This window comes from Paraliobacillus zengyii (genome assembly GCF_003268595.1).
Classification (GTDB): Bacteria; Bacillota; Bacilli; order Bacillales; family Amphibacillaceae; genus Paraliobacillus_A; species Paraliobacillus_A zengyii.
Genome location: NZ_CP029797.1, coordinates 776,196 through 801,518, shown reverse-complemented (window position 1 = coordinate 801,518; position 25,323 = coordinate 776,196). Strand labels below are relative to the sequence as shown.

The window sequence follows — 25,323 nt, the reverse complement described above, 5'->3', positions numbered from 1 at the left end:
TCCAAGTTTGATATTTTATTTAGCATAATCATGTGAATATGCTAAGCGATCTATCATAACCGCATTATAAGCAGCCCCAAAACCATTATCGATATTAACAACACTGATCCCAGAAGAACACGAATTTAACATCGCCAATAGCGCTGATAATCCTTGAAAATTAGCCCCATAACCGACACTAGTTGGAACGGCAAGTACCGGATGTGCCACAAGACCTCCTACAACACTAGCAAGTGCCCCTTCCATTCCTGCAACGACAACCGAAACGGTAGCCCCTTGAATTTCTTCTAAATTATCTAGTAATCGATGTAAACCTGCGACACCTACATCATATATTCGATGAACTTGACTACCTAATACCTCAGCTGTGATCGCCGCTTCTTCCGCTACTTTCAAATCAGAAGTACCAGCACAAATAATAGCAATATAACCATCTTTTGTTTTTTTCTCTTCTTTCTCTTCTTTCCAAAATAGAATTTGTGAACATGCATCATAGACACAAGACGGAAAACGCTCTAAAATCGCTGTAGCTTTTTGTTCCGAAATACGTGTAGCTAAAACGGTATTTTTTTTTTGTTTAATTGCTTCAATGATCGTACTAAGTTGTTCAATTGTTTTACCTTCTCCATAAATAATTTCTGGAAATCCTGTACGCTGTTGTCTTTGATGATCAATTTTCGCAAAACCAAGATTCTCATAAGACCCTAGCTTTTTACTTGCTTCTTTAACAGTTAACGTTCCTGCTTTTACTTGTTGTAAAATATCCTCTAGCATATTCAACACCTCAGTTAAACTACAATTTTAAACTCACGATAAAAGTTTTGTTAAGTCTCGATATTTTTGATAAATTTGACGATATTGTTGATGGTTTTCTCGTATTGTTTGCACCACCTTTTGTGGACCACTTTTCTCCTTAATCGCTGCAAATGATGCAACTTCTTTTATACCAAATAATGCGGTCCAAGCCGCTCCCCACGCAACACTATGATGTGTCTCAGATAGATGAATTTCTTTTCCGAATACATCAGCAAGAATTTGCACCCATTTTTCTGATTGGGTTAAGCCACCATTTGCACAAATCTGTTTTGGTACGCCTGCAACTCTTTCTAATGACTCACCGATATGATATAAATTAAAGCAAATACCTTCCAATACCGCCTTGACTAAATGTTCTTTTTTATGTCTAATTGTTAATCCAACAAAACTTCCTGTTGCATCTTGATTCCAAAACGGTGCACGTTCCCCGTTTATATATGGTAAAAAGAACAAACCATCAGCACCTGGTTTCACTCCATCTGACAATGCAATCAATTGCTGGTCGCTACCTTCAAATTCTAATAAATTTTTTAACCATTGAAGAACAATTCCACCATTGTTCGTCGGACCACCAACAATTGATGTCTCCTTTGTAAAAGCATAGGTAAAAGTCTCCTCAAACGGATCAACCTCTGTACCGTCGATAAACTGTCTAATAGCACCACTAGTCCCGACTGAGATTGCAACTTCACCAGGTAAAATCATGCCGTCACCAAGATTTGCCAACTGGCCATCAGCAGACCCAATTATAAATGGTATATCTACTCCTATTCCAAGTTCTTTAGCGATCTGGACGGAAGTTAAAACTGTATCTGGCGAAACTATTTTGGATAATTGTGCTTCTGTTATGCCCGCTAACTGTAAAGCATCACGATCCCAAGCATGTTTCTTTAGATTGTATAATCCTGTTGATGAGGCCATCGCTTCATCAATCCATCTTTCATCAAACCATTTCCATACCAGATAATCCTTGATTGTCATGAAATAGGAAGCCTCTTGATAGGCATAATACTCTGTTTCCTTCATCCAAATTAGATTCAGAAATGGAGACATTGGATGAATTGGTGTGCCCGTTTTACAATAGAACTCCTTCCCTTCATCGTTATTCAGTTCCGAAGCTTGCTTACTACTTCTACTGTCAGACCAGATAATTGCGTTAGATAGTGCTTGTTTCTTCTCATCGACACAAATTAAAGAGTGCATTGCTGTTGCTAATCCAATCGCTAGTAGTTTTTCATTTCTAGAGACAACTTGCTCAATTACCTGTCGCAAAACTTGTTTTGTTTTATGCTCAATTTCTTCAGGTCCTTGCTCGGCATAACCTTGTTCAGGATAAAGTGTTGTTACCTTCTCTTCTGCTTGAAAAATGAAACCTCCATTGCAATCAAATAATACTGCTTTCGTACTCGTTGTACCAATATCTACACCAATAACAACGTTTCTTCTTTTAAACGCTTTCAATTCAACCATTATATCGTCATACTTCCAAATCCACCGTCCACGCGTAAGAATGTACCTGTTACAAATCCTGAAGCCTTATCTGAAGCTAAATAAATTGCAGCTCCTTTTAATTCTTCAGGAACACCAAAACGATTTAACGGCGTGTGATTCATAATTGAATTGACCCGATCCTCGCTTAAAATTTTACGGTTTTGCTCCGCTGGGAAAAAGCCTGGAATAATCGCGTTGACACGAATTCCATTTGCGGCAAATTCTTTCGCTAAAAATTGGGTGATGTTGTTCACACCAGCTTTAGAGGCTGAATACGTAAAGACCTTAGATAAAGGAGTCGTAGATGAAACAGATGATATATTAATGATGCTACCTTTTCTTTTTTGATTGATCATTCGTTTAGCAAATATTTGCGTTGAAAATACAAGTCCTCTTAAATTCACGTCCATAATGCTATCCCATTCATCTGGTTCTAATTCCATAAATGGTGTAGCGCTGTTTTGCCCTGGTGCATTAAGGATGATATCCCAACCTCCACTCCAATCCTCTATTTCTTCTGCCACTTGTTCGACGGTTTTTAAATCACTTACATCTGCTTGAAATGCTTTTGCATCACCACCACTTGCGATAATCTCTTTCACTATCAATTCAGCTTTCTCTAAATCCCTCCCCACTATCGCTACTTTTGCACCATGTTCAGCAAAACCTTTGGCTATTGCGCCACCTAAAACGCTATTTCCACCAATTGCAACCGCTACTTTACCACTTAAATTAAATAAATCACTCATTATACCCCTCCATTTATGGTTCATCACAGTAAATCATCTAAACTATTAAACTTCATATCCTTCAAATCAGTTAGTTTTTCTAAATTATCATGTTGTTCCACTTCATTTAATAACGCTGCAGATACTTCTATTGTTCCTATATCCAACGTATTTTTAATTCGTACAAGCTTTACTTTTGTAAAATCTAAAATATTGCACGTTTTGATCGCTGCTTGAATTGCCTGCTTATCATTTGGAAGTGTTGTTGATATATTTGTCGGTCCTACAACTGTCGACGTTAAGCCATTAGCATAAGTTGTATCCCGATCCATTTTATCTACTAGTTTTTGAGTTGTGAAATCAGCCGTACCAACACCATTGGCGTTTCCTTCAGTTTGCTTAGTCAAATCTAGTACGACCATTTTCGTTACTTCTGGTCCTCCATATGCATAAGGTGTAGGGTAACGTCCCGTAATATTTGGATCCATACCATCACCACTAATGTTCTTTCCAATTTGGTCAATTACGAGTACATCAATTTTTTCAAAGAACAGTTTTGGTAACAACTGTTTCGATAATTCTTGCATACCTGCTTCTTTTTCTTCAATTTCATCTGGTTTCCAAACTTCAACCCTAGCAATTTTATCAAATGCATTTTCCACGGTTGCAACAGCAAATAGAATCGGCATACTTGCTAAGGTTAACTTTGCCATCGCTGGTACATGTTCGGCCATGTGTTTAAACCCTAGTTGATGACAGGCTTCAGCACCCTTTTGTTTACCCAAACCAATACTAATCATCTTCATAATGCCACTTTCCACTGGTCCGCGAAAGGCAGTATGAGGTTTGACTCGATTGATCACAACAATACCGTCTGCTTCTGCTGCTAGTTTGTCGATATAAACTGGTAATCCATTAGGTAACTTTCCCACTTCTATTACTTCCATCGATGAACGGATTTCAGCGTTGACGCTCTCTTGTGTTATCCCTAAATGTTCAAGTACTGCCTTTTGTCCCTCTCCAGTTGCACCGCCATGACTACCCATGCTTGGCACAATGAATGGTTTTGCTCCTAAGCTTTGTAAAAAAAGAATCGTCTCTTTCGTTAATTCAACAAGTCGATCAAGACCACGACTACCGACAGCCACCGCTATTTCCATTCCTGGTTTTATCTGCTCCTTTAATCCGTCTTGATCGAGACGACTACGTAGTTCCTCAGACAAATTATCAATTTGCTGATTTGCAAATGTTTGCTTTACTGCTGCCATTTGCGGAATTGGAATATCTTTTAGTAAGTCTTGTAAAATTCCCATTACTCCTCCACACCCCTTTCTTTTATTTACTTGCTGATCTCAAATGTTTGTTTTAAATAACTAATACTTGCTTCAATATATGGTTCTTTAGTATTCTCTAATAAAACATGAATAGCTGGTTTGGTTTTTTTTACCCAAGAGAAAATCTGGTGATAATCTAGTAGCCCTTCTCCAACAGGCACCATCTTAATTTGATTCGATTCAACTATAAAATCTTTAGCATGAATAATTACGATTCGATCTCCAAACAAATCTACTGCTGTTTGAAATAACTTTTCCTGTTGTTTATAATTATCAATCGTAATATAATTCGCAGGATCAAAGATTACTTGTAGATTATTTGAGTCAACACGGTCTACTAGTTCTTTCATTAATTCGGGAGTATGGACTGGATGATTAACACCACCTTCAATCCCAACAATAACTCCGAATTTTTCTGCTTCGTTGACGAGTTCCTTAACACTATCAACAACAGCAAGAAAAGGTTTTTCAGTGAAATTATCAGTTGTATAACCCATTTTCGCATGAACATTCCCAGTTTCCGTACCTACAACACTGCAATTAAAGTCACGTGCAAAGCGAATATGTTCTTTAAATCGCTCTAATGCTTTCCTTCTATCTTCTTGATTCGGATGGATCATATTAATGTAACAACCTAAGACAGCGATATCGATTTGTTTATTTTGAAACGATTTATTTATATGTTTTGCAAAGCCAGGATTTAAAAAACCCTTCTCAAACGAAAGTTGATTAAATGATTTTTGAAGTGCTAATTGAATTGCTGATAATCCTTTATTCGCCACTTCATTAGCTATTTCCTCTGCTGTATGATAATTAATATCATGTGCCCGTATTCCTAGATTTAATTCCATTTGATCACCTACCATTTTTGTGAGTAACTTTATTTATTGGATCCTACAATTTGATTAACATCAACTTCTCTACCGATCTCAACTAATTGTTCGGTATCAAGAAGTCCTGAAAAATCAATTAATTCCGTGTTTTTGCCAGTTAATTTGACCAATGTTTTTACCTTGTTTTTGTTTCTGAATTTTCTAATCTGGATATGATCACAATTATCTAATTGAATCAAAGGGTCATGAGCAATATTCCCTTCAAAAGATTCTAGTCTCAAGGAACTTGTGTATAAGCATGTTATCCCTTCTTGAGATGTGAGCGACATTTCTTTACAGGTTATTGCGGTTATTGGACTTTCTGGTAGCCCTTTTAAGACAATTGCTACTTTTGCAGCATAACAATTAATTTTTTCTAACCATATGTTTCGAATGATAGGTGTTTTTTCAGTAAATGGTTGTGCATCTCCAACTTGTTCACTTTCATAATACATTTGTATAATAATTGCCTCTTTAGAGATATCATGCATTTTGATATTTTGAATTACAATGCTCTCAATAATACCGCCTCGACCTCTTGCTGTTTTTATACGAACACCTTTATCTGTTCCTGAAAAAACACAATCCTTTATTTGAATATTTCGTACATCTCCTGACATCTCACTCCCAATAACAAAACCCCCATGACCATTAAAAACAGTACATTTTTCGATTAATATATCTTGACTAGGTACTGCCAACTTGCGCCCAACTTCATCTTTACCAGATTTGATACAGATAGCATCGTCACCTACATCAAATTCACATTTAGACACGATTGCATAACGACATGATTCTAAATCCAATCCATCTCCATTTTGAGCATACCAAGGATTCCTAACTTTTATATTTTTGATCTTTACATGCTCACATAACCACGGATGGATATTCCAAGCTGGTGAATTTTGAAAAGTTGGACCGTCTAATAATACTCTAGTGCATTTTCTTATACTTACAAGATTAGGTCTTAAATAGTCACGTACAGGCAAGAAATTATCAATCTTTATATTTGATCTTTTTTCCAGTTCATCAACTATCCTTGCCCCATTCTTAGCATTCTCTGTAGGCCACCAAATCTGTGCTTGTTCATCAATCACTCCTCCTGACGTAATTAATTCCTTCCATTGTAATCCTGTCATCTTCCATTTTTTAATTGGTCGCCATTGATGACCCGCCCCATCAAATATACCTTTTCCTGTGATTGCAATATCCTCAAGTCCTTCTCCATCTATTGGTGACTGACAACGGACTGTCTCCTTACCTTCAAAGCTAGACACTATTAATGGGTAATCATTAAAGTTATCTGTGAATCGTACAAGAGCACCACTTTTTACATGAAAATTTATTTTACTTTGTAACTGAATTGATCCAGTGAGCCAAATACCCGCAGGAACAATCACCTTTCCTCCTCCAGCTTTAACACATGCATCAATTGTTTTCTTAATCACTTCTGTATTATCAAAAATTCCGTTTCCAATTGCACCAAATTCCGTTATATCAAATTGTTTACTAGGTATATCTGGACTATTAACTGAAAAAGTCGGTAGTTGTTGTTTATCCCACGTTTTTTTCAAGTAATGACATAATGGAAGTTGTTGCTGTTTAATAGCCTCTATAACTAATTTAGCAATTTCCTTTGCACCTTCTCTAGAAAAGTGGGTATTATCCTTTTCTCCATCAGGATAATATTCATATTGATTTGGTTCTATCCACATGAATAATTTTTTTGACTTTTCGTCACCAATTTTCTCAAGTAGTTCCGTACTTGATCTGGTTATATCAAGTAAAGGAACGTCTAATTCTTCTGCTAGTTCTCTAATAGCGATAGCATATTGATCATGCGAATCTAGTACTGTACCATCAGCATAAAAGTTTCTTCTTTGTACTGGTGTTAACAAGATTGGATTCGCTTGACGTTTCCAAGCAACTTCAACAAATTTAGTTAAATTCTGTTTATACGTTGTTTGTGGTTCTGTATATCGCTCACTATTTGCTTTTGCATCATTATGACCAAATTGAATAAATAGATAATCTCCTGCTCTAAGTTGCCCATCAATCTTATCTAGACGTTCCTCATCAATAAACGTCCTCGTAGATCGTCCTGAAGCTCCATCGTTAATAACCATTACGTCATCATTAAAATATTCCTGAAAAACTTGGCCCCATCCAGTTCTCGGATATCTTTCTACTGGATAATAAGACATCGTCGAGTCACCAGCTAAAAATACGTTCATTTTTTCACGCCCTCCCTTACCTCTACTCGCTCAATTTCTCTAAAACCGTAATAGCCTGCTTTGCATAATCACTATATATTGGTATAAGTGCTACAAGCTCATGGCTACTGTACTCGCTTGCACTTATAGTTATGCCGTATACATGTTCTTCTTCAGTTTTTGGATTTGTTGCTATATATGTTTGGCTATCTGTAACGATATCATCGAGCTCAACCAAACCTTCAGGATCTAATACAGCAGGTGAAATCATATCTGCTTCCACTAGAATAACGTCTCCATTATGAGTTGCAATCTCTGAAATTAGTCGTTCATAGACAGGTGAATAGACTTCTAGATCGATTGATTGACTTAGACTATCATCAAGTTGTCCTTGAACCGTTGTGCGTAATTTTTCTACTTCCGTCTCTTCGATATCTGTAAAAAACAGTAAATCCACTTGTTCCTCATTATCACCACAGCCTGCCAATAGGAAGCTAAAAGCTATAAGTATTGTCCATCGTTTAAAAATCTGCATCATCTTCAACCTGCCCTTCTTTAGAAATCCTTAGTTAAATATTACTACTCAACTTTCGTGTCGCAAAACAGGCCTTCAAGTCATGGTAATACTATAAAGTCTCACAATCCAAAGTTGAGATTGACTTGTTGCTCCTTTTGTAATTATTATTACGTTTCATCTTACGAAATTAAAGAAATCCGTTGTAGTCATTCTTTCTTACCCGCTCCTCAAATGAAATTGACTCCCTTTCCGCAGGCACGGCTTCAGCTAACTCGGAAGCAGGCTTATTTTGAAACTGTCAAGTAACATAAGAGATGTAATTAAAACTTAAATAAAGTAGTCAACGCTTCACATTTTTTTTCTGATGAGAAAGTTGGAATATTAGACAGCATCATGTTGATCTATTTGAACACTAGCAAGAATAAAAGCACCTACACCATGAAGATCATTAACGCTCGTCTCTCTATTAATATAGTAATCATATTCTCCAATAGACGTTCCAATGCAAATACCATGCAGCTGAAATCCATCGCTTTCATCTAAACTCACCTTATGTTTCAAAATACCTTCATAACCGATTTTTGCACTTTTAAAATATTTTTCACTAATATAGCCTTTGTTAACAGCCTTGGCTATCGCATAAACAAATAAGCTGGAGCATGAACTCTCAAGCCAGTTATCCTCTCGTTCTCCTTTATCTATTATCTGATACCATAAACCCGTTTCTTTATCCTGATAATGTAGTAAACGGTCTATTAATTGTTGCACTACTACACGTAACTCCTCTTTTTTTGGATGTCCTTCTTCCAAAAGTTCAATAAGGTTAACTAACACCATACTATACCAACCGAGCGCACGTCCCCATATTTCAGGAGCATGGCCCTTAGTTGTTGCCCACGACATTTCTTTACTTTCATCATAACCATGAAAATACAATCCTGTTTTTTCATCCATTGTATGCTCTCTCATCAATTTTTCCACATGCATGATTAAATCAATTAATTCAGGTTCCCGAAACATTTGGCCATATTGAATAGCGAATGGACCAGCCATATATAAGCCATCGAGCCACATTTGGTATGGATATTTGTCTTTGTGCCAAAATCCACCTTGTTTCGTTCGATTCAATGTCTTCAATAAGCTTCTTAGCTTTAGAGCGGCTAATTGGTAGCGTTTATCACCGGTTTCTTGGTACAAAGGTAGTAATAGTAACCCAGGTTGAATTGCATCTAATTCACCCCGTGCAAAAAGAAAATTCCCTTGTTCATCAACTAACTTATCCACGTATTCTTTTACATAATCAAAATAGATTTTGTTTTTTGTTTGCAAAAATACATCATACATACCACAAAGAAAAACCCCTTGGTGATAATGCCAACGATTTTTAGGTGGAAGGAAGTTTGGTTCATATCGATCCATTAAACTACGACAAGCTGTTTCTGCCCAACCCAATCCTGTTTTCCCTTGATATTCCCTCATTTCTCTGCCTCCTTACAAGTTGTTTTTCACTCTGTGCCTTTGTATTCGAACCAATCAAAATCAGCATAATTACTACTTGTATTTCCATTACTACTGGCATATAAGCCAATATACGCTCCAACAAATCCTCCCGCTTTATCCGTACTAAGAATTGTTCCATCTAGATCAGTTGCTAGTGCTCTCCACTCATCTACTATTGTTCCATAATAAAAACTATATGCTTGACCATATGCTTCTACCTTTAGATACAGTTTTTTTAGATCATCTAGTTCCTGACAAGCAATTAATTCATCCTTACCAGCTTCTCGACGTACGAGTTGAATATATTGTTTATTATCTTTTAAAATTCGCTCCATACGAAACTGGAAACCCTCATTTTGTAGCAATACTAATCCCGCTGATTCACTAGGGTCTTCTGGCTTGAATTCCATTACTGTACTCGCATAAAAACTAATATCTTGTTGACGTCGTCCAACAAAAGCTGGATTACTAGCTTCCATTATTGTTTCCTTCTTTGGCTTTAACCTTAGAAAACCAGGTCGTTCCGTCAATGACCAGAAATCTCCTCTTGGTGTTCGCAAAAAGTTCCATCGTAAATCAAGCACTTCTTTCTCAAATGGGTCACAAGCAGGCAACGATGGCCACTTGTGTTCTGATAAATTCGGAAATGCCATTTCAGATTCAATCATTCCTTTTCCAGGATTAACTACTGGCCAACCGTTTTCCCACTTAAATGGAACAAGGAAGGTTTCTCTACCAAGGTTTCGGTAACCACCATATGGACGTGAAGCAAGACAAACCATCCACCAATCGCCTGTTTGGGTTTGAACGATATCTGCATGACCAACATTAGCGATCTCATGATCCCTTCCAAGGTGACGGTGAGTTAAAATTGGATTTGTCTCGGTTGACTCATATGGTCCTGTTATATTTTCACTACGTGCGATCGTTACTGCATGTGTAAAACCAGTTCCACCTTCCGCTATCAGCAAATAATAGTAATTATCAATCTTATATAGATGTGGTGCTTCTTGCGCATGCGCATATTTCAATGCACCTTCCCATAAAGCAAAAGTTGGACCAACTAGTTTTCTCTGCTCTAGGTCAAGCTCTTGCAACCATATTTGATTATGTTTCGGATATTCACTGCCGTTAGGTGGGCGACGATTACCGGTATAATATACTTTTCCGTCATCATCAAAAAGCAAAGACGGATCTATTCCTGGAGCATCGACTAACCAGTTTGGATCAGACCAAGGACCTGCTGGATCTGTTGCAGTAACATAAAAATTTTTCCTTGCACCAGTTTGACTAACTACAAAAGTCGTAATCATATAAAAAATACCATCGTCGTATCGAATCGTTGGTGCATAAATACCTTTAGAATATGGCGTTTCATCAAGGTTCAGTTGGGAAGGTCTGTCTAAAACATGGCCAATCTGTTTCCAATGAACTAAATCTTTACTATGAAAGATTGGAACTCCTGGGAAGTACTCGAATGTTGATGTCACCAAGTAGTAGTCATCGTTAACAAGACAAATTGATGGATCTGGGTAAAAGCCTGCAATTATTGGGTTTTTAAACGTTTTCATTTATTTCCTCCTTCTTCTCATTAATAGAAGATTACGTTATCAAGATCAGTTTTCACTAACTTTAAATAACTTTTTGATAGATTAGTGAATTGTCTACCAGTGATACTTACACCTTTGACTTGATTTAATTGAATAATTGGCGTATCAAGATGAACGGTCTTGGTTGTGAAATTATTTATGTCAACATTTTTGGTATTCTCTAATAATAAAGATGATCCTTGCCTTGTCTCTACCCGAATCCTGTCTAATTCAATTCCATCAATGTATCTTCCATAGATGCCATCACCAACCATATATAGTTGTTCTTTTACCATATCAGGTTCACCGCCTACTGCATCTACATCCGTAATCATTTCTATTGTTATCTGATTTAATGAAATATCTTTTATAGGCATCTCTGGCAATCCATAAATGAAACCAGCTGCTGCGCGACAGTTTTTAGCGTTTATATTACTTAATTGAATGTGTTCAATTACCGGCGTTTTCTCACTTACAGGTATTCGCTCAGGCTTTACCATCGAAGGATCATCTAAGTCGACACCATACCGATAAAATGCGTTGATAGCTATCGGACATAAACAATCTTCCATTACGATATTATTAACTAGAATATTACGAATATAGCCACCACGCGCACGATTTGTTTTTATCCGAATTCCTCTATCTGTACCAATAAAAACACAATTTGATACAGTAACATTTTCTATTCCTCCAGAGTTCTCACTCCCCATAACAATTCCGCCATGGCCATGTAACATGGTACAGTTAGTAACTGTTATGTTTTCAGATGGTATTCCAATCTCTCTACCATTTGCATTAATTCCAGATTTAACTGCGATACAATCGTCCCCAACATCAAAATGACAATCAGACACTCTTATGTTCGAACATGAGTCAATGTCTAATCCATCACCATTCGGGGTATCTGATGGATTTTTAATAGTCAGATCTCGAACAGTTACATTATTACAATATACTAGATGGGTGTTCCAAAAAGGAGAATTCTGTAACGTAACACCTTCTAATTTGACCTGTTCGCAATCAATCAATTGTACTAATGGTGGTCGTAGAAATTGTGACGGCCACTCAACTAAATTCGTTTCATTTGGTTCGGTAAAATCCTTATTTAATTCTCTAATTTTATCTGTCATTTCAGATTGATAATCGACACCATTTTTCAATTCTTTATTAATTTCCCACCATGCCATCCCTTGCCCATCAATGACACCATCACCTTTAATTGCAACATTTTTCAATCCTCTTCCATAAACAAGTGGAGAAAATCCATAACATTGATAGCCAGACCATCTCGTCTGTACAGGATCATACGTAGTAAAGTCATCCGTAAATAAAATCTTTGCACCAGCATCAATGTACAAAGTAATATTACTTTTTAACTGAATTACACCTGTTTTATAAGTGCCAGCTGGAAAATAAACAATCCCACCGCCATTCTTACTACAATCATTTATTGTGTTTGCAATCGCCAGACTATTATCTTTTTGACCATCATTTATCGCTCCAAATTCTACAACATTATAAGCATACATGGTTTAGACCTCCTTTATTTATACCCTTCACGTATTGCTAAGAAAGTAAATCCTCACGTAATGGTGTAAATGTGTCTAATAGACTACTTGGTTCTAATGCAATCACACCATGCTCCGTATTGCTTGGAATATACAGTGACTCTCCCTTTGATAAGATATGAATCGAATCATTTAATGTAAATTCAAGCTTTCCCTTTAAGCAGTATGTCAGTTGTTCATGCGGATGACTGTGTATCTTTCCGACTCCTCCCTCATCAAATTTCACTTCCATCATCATTAATTCATTACCAGTCGGATGAATCTTTCTCGTGACTCCTGGATCCACTATTTCCCATTCACCAATATGCGACATAACAATTCCTCCTCATTTATGTGGGCTATTCTTTGCAAAGAAAGGAAGGATCAATTGCATCAACATCACTGCGAGAATAACGTAGGCTACAATCGAACCATCAATCTCTGCTGAAAAAATCATAAAAGTAATAATTCCCATCGCCCTACCCAAATTGATAAACGTTTCACGAAGCACAATAGATTCTACGCGAAACGCACCTTTTAGTGGCAACAAATCTATCCATTGGAAGTAAAAAGCCGCATAGGCGTTTCCTTGTAATGGTTTAAACAAATGATGCACAGACATAAACAAAATTACTGTAATCATATTTATATCCCAAATTAAAAACAGACTAGCTAAAATAAACCCTAAAGCAGCAAGTAACAAATATCCTCTTGTTGCTTCAATCTCTGCTAATCTAGAAATTAGATAACTAGATAAGATTGATAAACTTAAAAACACTATGTTTAAATAACCTACAACGCTTTCATTATTAAAAATGCTATAAATCAAAATTGGTGGAATGTACATGAGAATACCTTGTGGAAACCCAAGAACAAACCAGCCAATAAGTGCTTTTAAAAAGTTTGGCTCTCGAATAATGATCAATTTTAAATATTTCATATAATATGACTTGTGTGGCATCTTTTCCTTTTGAATTTGAAAACTACCTATTGTAGCAATAACAAACATTAAAAATGCTAATGAAAATACAATCATATAGCCGCTAAGCTCATTTGATAAACTAATAATAAAACCAGCAATTGCGGGACCAAGTAAATTAGATCCACCCATCACAATTTGGTTCCATCCCAAATAACGAAACCTATTTTGATCAGAAGAAAATTCATGAACAATAGTGAAATACGCTACCCAATACATACCCTGAGCAATTCCTTTAATCAATGCGAACCAATAAAAGTGCTGAATTATATTTTCCTGTAATACAACAATAAATAAATAAAATAGTGCGGTTAGTAAAATTCCATACCGATACATCAACGTGCGTCCAATTTTTTTAGAACGCTTTCCTATCAAGATCGTTGTTACCGCTTGTGCCAATATCGCAATTAAATTGTACATTCCACTAATCCATAAGCTATTTGTAAGGCGCCATAAGTATAGATTGACAAATATAATTGATAAAGAATTTCCAAATTGATAAATCCCATGATTAAATAGAATTTGCACCGCTTGTGAAGACAATTTCTTCTTTCGATTCATTTTCCATTTTTTCATTTATTTCATGCACTTCTTTCAATTAATATTTGCTGAGATAATGGTGAAATTCACTCACTTCTGGTAGCGGTAGAATCTCTTTTTTACACAATTGGTAAAGTTGCAGGCGTATCAATGTAGCCTGTGTAGTTGCATTCATATCCCCTTCTTCTAAACCTAATCCTAAATGTACAGGGTCTGGCATATCAGGATAATATTCACCGCTTTTTACTTGAGCAACATTTGGTGCAGATGGCGAACAAACTATTTCTCTAGAAAATCCTCCATCCTTCTTTTTAAACTTTTTCATATTATTAATAGTTATCTCGATAATCTCTTTTAAATCAGGCGGTGGTATCGCTATATCCAAGTAAGAAAGGAGATTAATAGGATTACGGATATAACACATGTCCTCCGCTTCTTCTGTACGAAGACATTGTAAAATACTTTGATAAATACACTCTGGATTAGGCATTTTTAATCGGAATTTATTATAAAACGTCAGTAGTTTAAACGTCCCAGAAATTCTTACATATAAACTACCTTGACCCCATAATCCTGTTTGTTTATCTTGTATACTTTTCAAATACGAAACCGCTTGGTTTAGATATACTTGCTGTTGTTCTTCTTTAAGCTCACGTATATAAACACAAGAATTTGCAAATAAGTCACATCCGCGCCAACTATTACGTAAATCAATACTTTTCCATTTCTCTAAGTAAGAAGCGGTTGTTTTCACATACGCTGGAGCTGTATCTTGATCCATTGGTAATGGATACAAAGGTCCAGCACCTAGATTTTTTAATGAACCTGTTGCATAACTAATAGCACGGTGAACCATAACTTCATCATTTCTCATTGCTCGATTGTCATCAAAAAAGTAGCCCGTTTTACTATCTTGTTTCTTTTGAAAGAAAACAATCATTTGTTCTTTCATATCCGCAGATAGACTATCTAATAAGTTATTTCTGATCAAAATATTTAATCCTTGAGCAGTTGATTCTATATCTGGGATCAATCCATCGATTGTCTTCGAACTTCTTGCATAATAAAATCCACCAGTACTTGGATCATATTGCTTTGCTAACCAAGAAAACAAATCTGGAAATAAATCATCCATCTTATCTAATAACCCCAGATAACCATTTGAGTAAGTAGACATCCTCTCACCCGCTTTCTAAAAGACTGTTGTTCATGACATAAATCGTTATATATTCCAACGTAAATTACACGCTTCTCAAATTAAATTGGCTCCCTTTCCACAGGCATAGAAAGGGAATCCGTTTACTGACATAGCTTTAAGAAAGTTTCACTACGTCGTACTATATATCAAGTCTGAATATTGAAAAGCAACTATTCTTTGTTAACCTTTTACAGATCCTAGCAATGCACCTTTGGTGAAATACTTTTGTAAGAAAGGATATACTAATAAAACTGGGACTGTTGCGACAACAATTGTTGCCATTTTTACAGTAACCTCTGGTGGTGGGACATCTGTAAATGACGATCCATCATAACTAATACCACTTGCAAGTACCACAATTTGTCTTAAAAGAACTTGAACTGGCCACTTTCCTGCATCACTCAAGTAAAGAATCGCATGCATATAAGTGTTCCAGTACGTAACTGCATAAAAAAGTGAAATCGTTGCAATGGCTGGCAATGAAATTGGAATTACGATTCGAAATAATATACCAAAGTCATTGGCACCATCTATTTTTGCGGACTCTTCTAAACCTTGTGGGAGATTAAGGAAAAAGCTCCTTAAAATAATCATATTAAAAGCATTAATCGAAACAGGTACAATTAGTGCCAAAAGTGAGTCTAACAACCCCGTCTGTTGAACAACTAAAAACGTTGGAATCATCCCACCATTAAATAACATCGTAAAAACAATAAGAAAATTTATATGCCTTCTACCTATAAGATCCCTACGCGAAAGACCATAAGCAGTTAATGTTGATAAGAACATACTCCATATAGTTCCACCAATCGTTACTGAAATAGAAACGCCTAATGCTTTAAAAATAGTATCAGTGGAGAAAATATAACGATAAGCATTCAAACTAAATTCAGTCGGAAATAGTAAAAACGTCGTATCAGCAATTTCGGCACTTGTGGCGAAAGAACTTCCCAATACATGAATAAATGGTAGGATAGTTATCAGCCCAATAAGTCCCAACAGTATATAATTAAATGTATCAAATACCTTACTGCCGACTGACACTCTATTTTTTCTTCGTTTTTTTGTCATGTTTTTCACTCCTTATGCCAATTAATAGATTCCTTCTTCATCAAATAACTTAGCTAACTTATTAGCGAATATTACCATCACCAACCCTACAGCTCCTTTAAAAAATCCAACGGCTGTACTGTAGCTAAATTGTCCTTGCTGTATACCAGCGACATATACATACGTATCAAAGATTTCAGCTACTTCTCGATTCGAAGAATTTAACAATAGATATACATGCTCAAAACCAAGTTCAAGTACATCACCAATTTTAAGAATAAGTAATACTATGATGACACTTCGAATTGCCGGAAGTGTAATATGCCACATTTGCCTAAGACGAGTGGCACCATCTATTTTTGCAGCTTCATATAACTGCGGATCCACTGCTGTTATTGCTGCCAAGAAAATAATTGTTCCCCAGCCAGCTTCTCTCCATATAACTTGGAGAATATACATTGGACGAAACCAATCAGAGCTCATCAGAAAATTAATTTTCTCAAATCCAAAAACTTCTAACATTGAATTGATAATACCATCGTCCAAAGTAAACATTACAAAGCTGATAGATACAATAACAACCCAAGACATAAAATGCGGAATATAAATTAATGTCTGGATGCCTCGCTTATAAAATGAATGTCTTACCTCATTTAACATAAGAGAGATAATAATTGGGATCGGAAAAAATACGAATATTTGTAAAGCAAATAATACTAGCGTATTTCTAAAAATACTCCAAAACTCTGGACTGGAAAATAGTCGACGGAAGTGTTCAAACCCCACCCATTCACTACCTGTTATACCTAAATACGGTTTATAATCCATAAAGGAGATGATTAATCCATACATAGGAAGATATTTATAGATTAGAAAATAAATAATCCCTGGAAGAATCATTAGATAAAGCATTTTATTTTTTTTCGTACGCCTCCACAATTCTTGTCTTCGTTTTTTCTTGTAATCAACAGGTATTTTTGTATTAGCTTCTGTTACTACTGTATTAGCCATTAGCAAAACCCTTTCTATAATTTTTTCTTTATCCCATCAATCCTTGCTTACAATCAATGTAGAGTAAGATAATGACTACGTAAATAATCATTATGTTATTAACTATAATTAAGTATGCGTTTACATTATTGAAAGGATGATTTAAACGTGAATATAAGATAATGATTATCCTATATTCACGTTGGTTATAGGTCGTTACTTTAAAAGGAGCATTCATATGTGTGAATGCTCCTTAATAATTAATTTAGTTTATTCCTACGATTCAACTTATACAAAACTACACCAGCGAATAATGTAACGAGTCCAATCAATAACCAATTAAACATCGATGTTGCGGTTTCTGGCAAAGATTTTGAATCTTTTATTTCTTCTTCATTCTTGTCACTTGAATTAATATCTTCTATGTTATTATCAGTGACTGCACTTTCTTGTTTTTCCTTTTCTAAATCTTCACCCTGACTAGATTCATTATCTTCTATGTCTTGCTGATTTTCATCTACGGCTTCATCTTCCTTCTCTTCCAGTTCTTCATTTTCATCAATAGGATCATCTTCTGGTTGTTCCACATCAGGATTATCTTCCGGTTCCTCTTGATCTGGAACTGGATTCCAACCTTTCAATACATTTTCAACTGTCCACTCAGCTGCCTCTTCATCTGTTAGTTGTCTTCTGGAGTCATTTACTACAGCGCCTGGACCAGTATTTTTATATTCAAATAATCGCGCATCTTCAGGTTGCAAACCACTCATTGATGTCCATCCATCTGGATTGATATGTGCGCCCAGTTCACTATTTTTAATCAAAACACTTCCAATTGCATTGGGATTTCCACCGGATGGCCACGGTCTTCCTAGATAAACCGTACCGGCTGCTGCATCACTAGTTAATTTACTATTCATAATCATCATGCCATACTCATCTGAAATCAGAGTACTAGCTGCGGTAACATATCCATTTGTAGACTCAGAGCCCCTATCAAAGGAATGTATCACTGAATTAGCAAATACTACTCTAGCGGCTCCAAAAATAAAGTCTACATCTCCTTCCACATAAACATTGTCATAATAATGCGTACCAGCATTTACATACAATGTATCTTGATTGCCAATAAAACTTACATTTTTAAAATAAAGTCGATCTCCACTTGCGTATAACGCAACCGCTTGTGTTCCAGTAGTATCTGTTGTTTCATCAAAAGAATTTTCAAATGTTATATTTTCTACAATCAGATCATCAGCACGAAGGTATGCACTTGCACTGCCACTTGTGCCAAGAGTGCCACCTACTCCGTTATCTCTACCAGCATAATTATCATACGTGATAACCGTTTCTTTTTCGTCTTCTCCAATTAATGTAATGAAAGGTTTATTAGCTGGAACAGTAATAACTTCTTTATACGTCCCATTTTTTACATATATCATTACAGTTTGACTGTTGTTACTAGGTACAGCGTCAATTGCAGATTGCACTGTATCATAATCTCCACTTCCATCTTGTGCCACTGTAATTGTGCTATCAATTTCGGCTAAACTCTTCATTTGTCCCTCCAACTCCTTTACATTTCCTTCGGCTAATGTTCTACCAAATGTGTCAACTGACTTCGTTTCAGCCACTTGAACAAATACTTTATTTGTGTAATTACCAGTTTGCTGTGCAATATCTAGTAACGATGTTCCCCAATGACCACCCCAAGAATAGCCATTACGTCTCTCTTCTTCTATCTCCATAATGTCATATTTAATAACACCATCTCGACCTGAAAAGATTGGTTTATTCGTTCCAATTTCATAAAAACGATACCAAGCTGTCGAATTTGTATCTTCTACAAAGTATTCATCATTCGGATCCCCACTAATATAACGCGTGTTCTCAAGTTTCACTTCATCTAACCATTCTAATGCTGCTTTAACCGATTGATTAATTCTCACTGTTTGCGGCCTAGACATTAGATAACGAATAATGCCGACTGACTCCTGACCAGAAATGGATGGATGTTCATATGAGCGAGCTTCTTTTGCTTCATATGTGATTGGGTCATGTTGCGCACACCATGCTGTCAATACTCCATCAACTTCGATTTGTGCTTGAAGAATATAATCAACGGCTAAATCAATTGAACTATTAACTTTAACAAGATACTCATCACTAATTAAATCAGAATCAAATGGATATTTGCGTTCTGCTACTAGATCCATTAATTCTAAAACATTGACCATTGCCTCATCATTAAAAGTTACATAGTCAGAGTAGTTCCCTCTAGCTGGATATACTTGTGCAAAACCGCCAGTTGGATATTGTAATTCAAATAGAAAATCCAAAGCTTTCTCTAAACTGTCTTGATACTTTGAATCTTTTGTTTCCTGATACACCTGTGCAAGATATAACATTTCTGTAATTGTGGCATTGTTATCAATCGTTCCTAATTCTTTACCATCTTCTATCCATTCCGAACGGGACTCTAAACCATCCCATGGGCGTGTGTATATTTGCGGCCAATTTTTAGTCCAACCACCGTGGTCCATTTGCCAAGTTAATAGATTATCTGCTTCTTCAATCGCTTGATCAAGATCACCCGAAAATCTAACTTCCTCTATTTGTTGCTCATATTCCGCATATTCATCCCACTCATCTAAACTGCGTAAGACCACTACCGTTTGCCCAAATTCATTGATTCCTTGAGCAGCTTTATCAATACGTAAATTTTTAAAACCTGGCGACAATAGCTCCCACTCATTTGTTGGAATAACAACATCAAGATCAGATACATCAAATGTTTCAAAGTAGCCGTCAAACGTTACCACCATAAGATTAGTCGCTACTGCATGAACCCCAACAATATTAACTTGTTCACTACTATTACTTTCTCGAAGAGGTTCTACTAATTCTTTTGCTTCTCCCCATGTCAATATATCTTCACCGACAGAACTAGTTGACTCTCCTTGAATAGTAGCAATAATATCTTGAGCTTCCTGTTTTGTTAACTCTTTATCAGGATTAATATTCCCATCCACAACTAGACTGTCCATATATCCTTTCTGCTTTGCTACTTTCAGTACATAAGAATACCATTCTTCAAGAGAAACTTCCCAAACGTGTGTATCGTTACTGAGGTTTTTAAATTTCTCCTCTTCTACGTATCCAAAGGCTTCATTAATTAGAGACATGAAGGCAATTCTAGTAATCGATTGCTCATCAGTAGCTGTTTGATCAACAACCATTCCTAACTCTTTCAGTTTCTTCAATTCCAATCCACTAACGATTTCTGCTATTTCAGCATCTTCTACCTCAACTGGTGCTTCGGTATCTACCTCATCTTTATTATGAATTCGCAAATGGTCAATATTTGCTCCTCCACTTGCACCAACACCAGTTGCACGAATAGTATTTTCACCTGTTTTTAAATTTGCTTTTGTAGAAGTATAAACCCAAGTTGCCCAGCCATTAGATGGGTCAAATGCTAATTCTGGTTCAACTACTTCACCATTTACCATTATTTCAGCTGGACGGAAATCTGTTCCGCCATGAGCATATCTAAAATCCAAGTAATACTCTCCTTCAATTGGTAAATCGACTGTCCATTCAACCCAACTTCCAGGTGTATTTGGATTATAGTCAATAAAGCCAGTGCCAGTAAATCCAATATGTTGATTATCAACAATAACTGTGTCAGGCTCTAATGTTGCTTCTTCCGCTTCATAAATATCATCAACTTCCATATAAATTTTTAAATGATCAATATTTGCTCCTCCACTAGCACCTGTAGCTTTTGCAACAATGGTATTCTCTCCAGCTTTTAACTCTGCTTTAATTGATGTATAATCCCATATTGCAAAGCCGCCAGTTGAATCAAATACTAGTTCCTCATTCACTACCTTTCCATTAACCATTATCTCTGCAGGACGTAAATCTGTACCACCGTGTGCATAACGAAAATCAAGATTGTACTCTCCGTCTACTGGAGCATCAACTTTCCATTCGATACTTCCACCAGGAGCATTTGGATTGTAATCAACAAAACCTATTCCCGTAAAACCAATATGTTGATTATCCACAATTGCCCCATTAAGCGCTGCATATTCAGCTTCATAAATTCCATTAATTCCATCTTCCTCTGGTTCTGTTGGTTCTGGATCTGTTGGTTCCTCTTCTTCTTCTGATGAGGATCCCTGAATATTGATATCATCGATATAGTGCCCATCTGTACTACTATTTGGTGTGAAAGTCTCAATAAAGTTCACTTTCGTCGCCGCTTCATTTAATGAAGTCGCTTCTAATAAAAGTTCATCATTAATAGTGACATCTGCCTTTTGTGTATCTAAATTAATAGTCACTTTTATTTTGTACCATTGGTTTTCTACTAACTCTATTAAAGGTTGATAGTTATCACCAGTCCGATAAGTTATACTTCCATTCTTCGTTTCAATAATAACTGGCGTTGCGTCACCTTTCACCCTCATGACCTTTGTCGAGCTTGTATACGTCGGTTGCATAAATGCCATTTCTACTGTCACTATACCTTCTAAGTCTTCAAAAGATTTACTGATACTAACATTAGTTGCATCACTAATATCATTTAAAAAAGCGCTCTTATTATTTTCGTCAGGAAGATCCACAACACGAACCGTTCCCCCACTTTCCGTCACATCAATATCTTTTGGTATATCACCAGTTGTATCATCGTTAAAATCAGTTTGAAAAACAACAACGTCTTTTGCAAGTACCTTTACTGGCTGTATTGCAGAAGAAACAGAAATAAACAAAAGCATTGCTACTATTACAAGATAGCCAATTCGTTTACCTACTACATTCATAGAATTCTCACCTTTCCTTCTACCTTTTTTAAACTATTAGCATCAATTACTGGCTTTATTAGCACAAAAAATCATAAATGATGTATGCTCTAATTCTAGATGGAAAGATGTTAAGCACGATGTAGTTGTGAACGTCTTTCAATTGAAAGTATATAGCTTTGAAGTAGAAGAAAGACTAAAATCTTTTATGATAATTAACACGATTAAATAAAATGCCTGCCTCCTTATTAAATCGAAGGAACCAGGCACTCCAAAAACTTATTTCGCCATAAAGTAAATTACAAGGTTAATTCGCACTATACTCCGCATTATATTCAGTAATAATGTTATCTCCACCTTGTGACTTCCAATTTTCAACTGCATCGTTAAAGCCGTCCATATCTAACTGTCCTAAAATATACTGATAAGTTGCATCTGTAATAATTTGCTGCAATCTAGCGCCGTCTTGAGCAAATGTCTCAGAGTATAACGGAACAGTAGGATCATCAATTAGATACTTTTCATTATCTAAATTTAATTCCTCTGACTTAGCTTTGACATCATAATCAAATGCACCTTCATAACGGCCATTTGTTGCAGGTTCACCAATTTCAATTGACTGATATGGTTTAACTTCTCGTTCAAATAATGATGCATCATCCACAGGAAGCGCACTTCCATCAGTCACTTCATAATGCTCACCTTCAATTCCCCAATAAGCTAAGTTCATAACTTCTGGTGACATAAACTGATCGAAAAAGCCCAAGATTTTCTTCAACTCTTCTTCTGTTTCGATTGCGCTTTTAGGAAACATAACCAAGTTACCATAACCAGGAATTGACCATATTCCAAATTCACCATCTGGACCTGCTATATGATTTTGGACATCATATTCAAGATCAGGATTAATCGCAACTGCATCATCATAAAGACTGCCTACGTCACCCATGGAACCTACGTAAATACCAGCAGTTCCATTTTTTATAAATTCTTGTTGATCAATTTTACTTGTTACAGGAAAATCTTGATTAATATATCCGTTTTCATGTAGGTCTTTAAAGAAATCCATTGTTTCAACGTATTCATCAAACATAAATTCAGGAGCCAACTCTCCATCTTGTTCTCCCCAATAGTTAGGCGTACCGAACCAAGAAGAGACAGTTTTAAATGCTCCATAAATCAAATCACTCCTGTCAGTTATCCCAAATGTATCGTCCTTTCCATTCCCATCAGGATCATCTTCAGTAAAAGCTCTTGCCATTTCATAAAATTCTTCTGTTGTCGTTGGCGCTTCTAGTCCTAAGTTATCCGCCCAGTCTTTTCTATAAATTATACCTTGTCTTGATAAAGGTCGCCCTTGATATAATGTATAAACATTCCCGTTAACCCTTGTATTATCTACAACATTTTCTTTTAATTTACTTAAATTTTCGTATTCATCAATCAATTCCGTTAGATCCCAGAACTGATCATCCTGAATAGCATCCCTAAATTGGACAAATGTGCTTTGGTTCTTCAAAAATACCGCTTCTGGCAAAGTATTCGTTGCAAATGCAGTGTTTAAACGATCTTCATAATTGTTATCAGGAATCCACTGCATCTCAATATCTGTGTTTGTTAATTTCTCAATTTCTTCTAGTACCTTTTCTGATGGCACCTCAGGTGTGTGTAAATTCGCCATGATTGAAAACTCATATGTCCCATTTTCTGTATCCGAGGTGTTATCTGATCCTTCTTCACCACCTTGTTCGGAAGCGCTTTCATTATTGCATGCAAATAATACTACTACTGCTACTAAAAACAATGTGACTAAACCAAGCTTTCTCCAAATACTCATTGTACTAACCTCCATAGATATACAATTATTTGTTGCATCTCCAATCTTATTTCATAAGTTAAAAATTGTATATAATCAATATTACATATAAATAACAACGTTTGAAATCCCAAGTATTACCTCATTATTCAAAAGGTTGAGCCTTTTATTTTTGCATAATACATATTTTATATTATCAAGTATCTTACATAATGATTATTCTATTCCTAGATATCATAATCCAGTCATGGAGGAAACAATCAACCCATTTTTTATAGCTGATTATATTTCTAGTTTTTTCTCATGTCCTAATACCTTCAATAACTGGATAGTTAAATATAGATATCTAACTATCCTAAAATATAATTATAAGTTGCATCCGTAATAATTGTTACAAAATCATCCTTTCGAGAAAACGTTTTAGCAATTCAATAAAATTCACTGCATCTAAAAATCCAAACATTAAATTGTTATATTGAACAAATATTTTGGATTTATTTTCATAGTAATCATTATATATAATTAAATAGATTAATATCTAATCTAATGATTATTATTACTTTCTTACATTATTATACATTCATGTTATAATAAAATGGAAATTAAATATCTTAATTAATGAGGGATTAATATGGAATTGAAAGGATTATGGGGAGCATTTTATAGAATGAGTGTGATAATAAGTCGTTTGGCTTACCTTAATTTGCTTTGGATAGTTGCGACGATTCTTGGTTTAGTAGTATTCGGAATCATGCCTGCAACCATCAGTATGTTTACTGTTGTTAGGAAATGGATTCTGAAAGAAGATGATATTCCAATATTTCAAACTTTTATTTTTACTTATAAAAAGGAATTCTTAAAAACGAACTGGATCATGGCTATAATTGTTATATTAGGTTCACTTTTATTTATTGACATACGTTTTACAGGTTTTATGAGGGATAGTGGTTATTACAACATATTTTTAGGTATCTTATTTATAGCTAGTTTTCTATATCTCATCCTAGTTGTTTTTATAGCGCCGGTTTATGTACATTATAATTTATCTATTCGAAGATATATTACTTATTCCATCATGATTGGTGCCACTAATATTCTTTATACTATTGCAATTTTAATAGCATTATCAAGCATTTATTACTCATCTATGAAAGTACCTGGTATCACTTTATTTTTTAGTTTTAGTGTAAGCGCTTATATTACTATGTACTTTGCCAATCTATCCTTTAACAATTTAATAAAGAAGCAGCGCTCTCAAATCGATTCAAATATATCTGTGTAAATAAAGTTGTCATGGAAACTTACTTCAAAATTTATATAAATCATGTT

Annotated in this window: 18 protein-coding genes; 1 reads left to right on the top strand and 17 read right to left on the bottom strand. The window is 35.6% G+C overall.

Annotated features, from left to right (window positions below; all coding sequences use genetic code 11):
• Positions 1–15: 15 nt before the first annotated feature.
• The 17 genes from larB to DM447_RS03905 form a co-directional block, all read right to left on the bottom strand.
• A complete protein-coding gene (gene larB / locus DM447_RS04000; protein WP_112179995.1) occupies positions 16–774 on the bottom strand; it encodes a nickel pincer cofactor biosynthesis protein LarB in 759 nt (252 codons plus the stop codon).
• Between the two features lie 33 nt (positions 775–807).
• On the bottom strand, positions 808–2,286 hold the full coding sequence (locus DM447_RS03995; protein ID WP_112179994.1) for a gluconokinase: 1,479 nt from the start codon (positions 2,284–2,286) through the stop codon (positions 808–810).
• Positions 2,286–3,056, bottom strand: coding sequence for an SDR family oxidoreductase (locus DM447_RS03990; RefSeq protein WP_112179993.1), 771 nt, complete (start codon positions 3,054–3,056; stop codon positions 2,286–2,288). The genes DM447_RS03995 and DM447_RS03990 overlap by 1 nt, the downstream gene beginning before the upstream one ends.
• 23 nt (positions 3,057–3,079) lie before the next feature.
• Positions 3,080–4,348 (bottom strand): nickel pincer cofactor-dependent isomerase, group 22, encoded by a 1,269-nt coding sequence (locus DM447_RS03985; RefSeq protein ID WP_112179992.1) that lies wholly within the window; start codon positions 4,346–4,348, stop codon positions 3,080–3,082.
• Positions 4,349–4,374: 26 nt separating this feature from the next.
• Entirely contained in the window at positions 4,375–5,220 is an 846-nt protein-coding gene (locus DM447_RS03980; protein WP_112182649.1) for a sugar phosphate isomerase/epimerase family protein, read from the bottom strand.
• Positions 5,221–5,249: 29 nt separating this feature from the next.
• Complete coding sequence (locus DM447_RS03975; protein WP_112179991.1) at positions 5,250–7,475, bottom strand: glycosyl hydrolase family 28 protein; 2,226 nt, start codon at positions 7,473–7,475, stop codon at positions 5,250–5,252.
• Positions 7,476–7,497: 22 nt separating this feature from the next.
• On the bottom strand, positions 7,498–7,992 hold the full coding sequence (locus DM447_RS03970; protein ID WP_112179990.1) for a hypothetical protein: 495 nt from the start codon (positions 7,990–7,992) through the stop codon (positions 7,498–7,500).
• A gap of 360 nt (positions 7,993–8,352) precedes the next feature.
• Positions 8,353–9,450: a glycoside hydrolase family 88/105 protein gene (locus DM447_RS03965; protein ID WP_112179989.1), complete on the bottom strand. Its 1,098-nt coding sequence runs from the start codon at positions 9,448–9,450 to the stop codon at positions 8,353–8,355.
• A gap of 26 nt (positions 9,451–9,476) precedes the next feature.
• Complete coding sequence (locus DM447_RS03960) at positions 9,477–11,042, bottom strand: glycoside hydrolase family 43 protein (RefSeq protein ID WP_112179988.1); 1,566 nt, start codon at positions 11,040–11,042, stop codon at positions 9,477–9,479.
• 20 nt (positions 11,043–11,062) lie between these two features.
• On the bottom strand, positions 11,063–12,592 hold the full coding sequence (locus DM447_RS03955) for a glycoside hydrolase family 28 protein (protein WP_112179987.1): 1,530 nt from the start codon (positions 12,590–12,592) through the stop codon (positions 11,063–11,065).
• Between the two features lie 37 nt (positions 12,593–12,629).
• Entirely contained in the window at positions 12,630–12,944 is a 315-nt protein-coding gene (locus tag DM447_RS03950; RefSeq protein WP_112179986.1) for a cupin domain-containing protein, read from the bottom strand.
• A 12-nt stretch (positions 12,945–12,956) separates the two neighbouring features.
• Positions 12,957–14,165, bottom strand: coding sequence for an MFS transporter (locus DM447_RS03945; RefSeq protein ID WP_112179985.1), 1,209 nt, complete (start codon positions 14,163–14,165; stop codon positions 12,957–12,959).
• A 22-nt stretch (positions 14,166–14,187) separates the two neighbouring features.
• On the bottom strand, positions 14,188–15,306 hold the full coding sequence (locus DM447_RS03940; RefSeq protein WP_112179984.1) for a hypothetical protein: 1,119 nt from the start codon (positions 15,304–15,306) through the stop codon (positions 14,188–14,190).
• A gap of 201 nt (positions 15,307–15,507) precedes the next feature.
• Complete coding sequence (locus DM447_RS03935) at positions 15,508–16,398, bottom strand: carbohydrate ABC transporter permease (RefSeq protein ID WP_112179983.1); 891 nt, start codon at positions 16,396–16,398, stop codon at positions 15,508–15,510.
• A gap of 21 nt (positions 16,399–16,419) precedes the next feature.
• Positions 16,420–17,388 (bottom strand): ABC transporter permease, encoded by a 969-nt coding sequence (locus DM447_RS03930; RefSeq protein WP_112179982.1) that lies wholly within the window; start codon positions 17,386–17,388, stop codon positions 16,420–16,422.
• Positions 17,389–17,627: 239 nt separating this feature from the next.
• Positions 17,628–22,199: a pectate lyase gene (pelA, locus tag DM447_RS18430; protein ID WP_198663172.1), complete on the bottom strand. Its 4,572-nt coding sequence runs from the start codon at positions 22,197–22,199 to the stop codon at positions 17,628–17,630.
• 286 nt (positions 22,200–22,485) lie between these two features.
• Entirely contained in the window at positions 22,486–24,015 is a 1,530-nt protein-coding gene (locus DM447_RS03905) for an extracellular solute-binding protein (protein ID WP_199286611.1), read from the bottom strand.
• A gap of 610 nt (positions 24,016–24,625) precedes the next feature.
• Here DM447_RS03905 and DM447_RS03900 point away from each other — a divergent pair.
• Complete coding sequence (locus tag DM447_RS03900) at positions 24,626–25,276, top strand: YesL family protein (protein ID WP_112179981.1); 651 nt, start codon at positions 24,626–24,628, stop codon at positions 25,274–25,276.
• Positions 25,277–25,323: the final 47 nt, after the last annotated feature.

Bases quoted from the DNA above. Each gene is read 5' to 3' on its own strand.
- DM447_RS03980 (WP_112182649.1), bottom strand. From the start codon at position 5,220: ATGGAATTAAATCTAGGAATACGGGCACATGATATTAATTATCATACA.
- DM447_RS03940 (WP_112179984.1), bottom strand. From the start codon at position 15,306: ATGTCTACTTACTCAAATGGTTATCTGGGGTTATTAGATAAGATGGAT.
- DM447_RS03960 (WP_112179988.1), bottom strand. From the start codon at position 11,042: ATGAAAACGTTTAAAAACCCAATAATTGCAGGCTTTTACCCAGATCCA.
- DM447_RS03900 (WP_112179981.1), top strand. From the start codon at position 24,626: ATGGAATTGAAAGGATTATGGGGAGCATTTTATAGAATGAGTGTGATA.
- DM447_RS03945 (WP_112179985.1), bottom strand. From the start codon at position 14,165: ATGAAAAAATGGAAAATGAATCGAAAGAAGAAATTGTCTTCACAAGCG.
- DM447_RS03965 (WP_112179989.1), bottom strand. From the start codon at position 9,450: ATGAGGGAATATCAAGGGAAAACAGGATTGGGTTGGGCAGAAACAGCT.
- DM447_RS03970 (WP_112179990.1), bottom strand. From the start codon at position 7,992: ATGATGCAGATTTTTAAACGATGGACAATACTTATAGCTTTTAGCTTC.
- DM447_RS03905 (WP_199286611.1), bottom strand. From the start codon at position 24,015: ATGAGTATTTGGAGAAAGCTTGGTTTAGTCACATTGTTTTTAGTAGCA.
- pelA (WP_198663172.1), bottom strand. From the start codon at position 22,199: ATGAATGTAGTAGGTAAACGAATTGGCTATCTTGTAATAGTAGCAATG.
- DM447_RS03955 (WP_112179987.1), bottom strand. From the start codon at position 12,592: ATGTATGCTTATAATGTTGTAGAATTTGGAGCGATAAATGATGGTCAA.
- larB (WP_112179995.1), bottom strand. From the start codon at position 774: ATGCTAGAGGATATTTTACAACAAGTAAAAGCAGGAACGTTAACTGTT.
- DM447_RS03935 (WP_112179983.1), bottom strand. From the start codon at position 16,398: ATGACAAAAAAACGAAGAAAAAATAGAGTGTCAGTCGGCAGTAAGGTA.
- DM447_RS03950 (WP_112179986.1), bottom strand. From the start codon at position 12,944: ATGTCGCATATTGGTGAATGGGAAATAGTGGATCCAGGAGTCACGAGA.
- DM447_RS03975 (WP_112179991.1), bottom strand. From the start codon at position 7,475: ATGAACGTATTTTTAGCTGGTGACTCGACGATGTCTTATTATCCAGTA.
- DM447_RS03995 (WP_112179994.1), bottom strand. From the start codon at position 2,286: ATGGTTGAATTGAAAGCGTTTAAAAGAAGAAACGTTGTTATTGGTGTA.
- DM447_RS03990 (WP_112179993.1), bottom strand. From the start codon at position 3,056: ATGAGTGATTTATTTAATTTAAGTGGTAAAGTAGCGGTTGCAATTGGT.
- DM447_RS03985 (WP_112179992.1), bottom strand. From the start codon at position 4,348: ATGGGAATTTTACAAGACTTACTAAAAGATATTCCAATTCCGCAAATG.
- DM447_RS03930 (WP_112179982.1), bottom strand. From the start codon at position 17,388: ATGGCTAATACAGTAGTAACAGAAGCTAATACAAAAATACCTGTTGAT.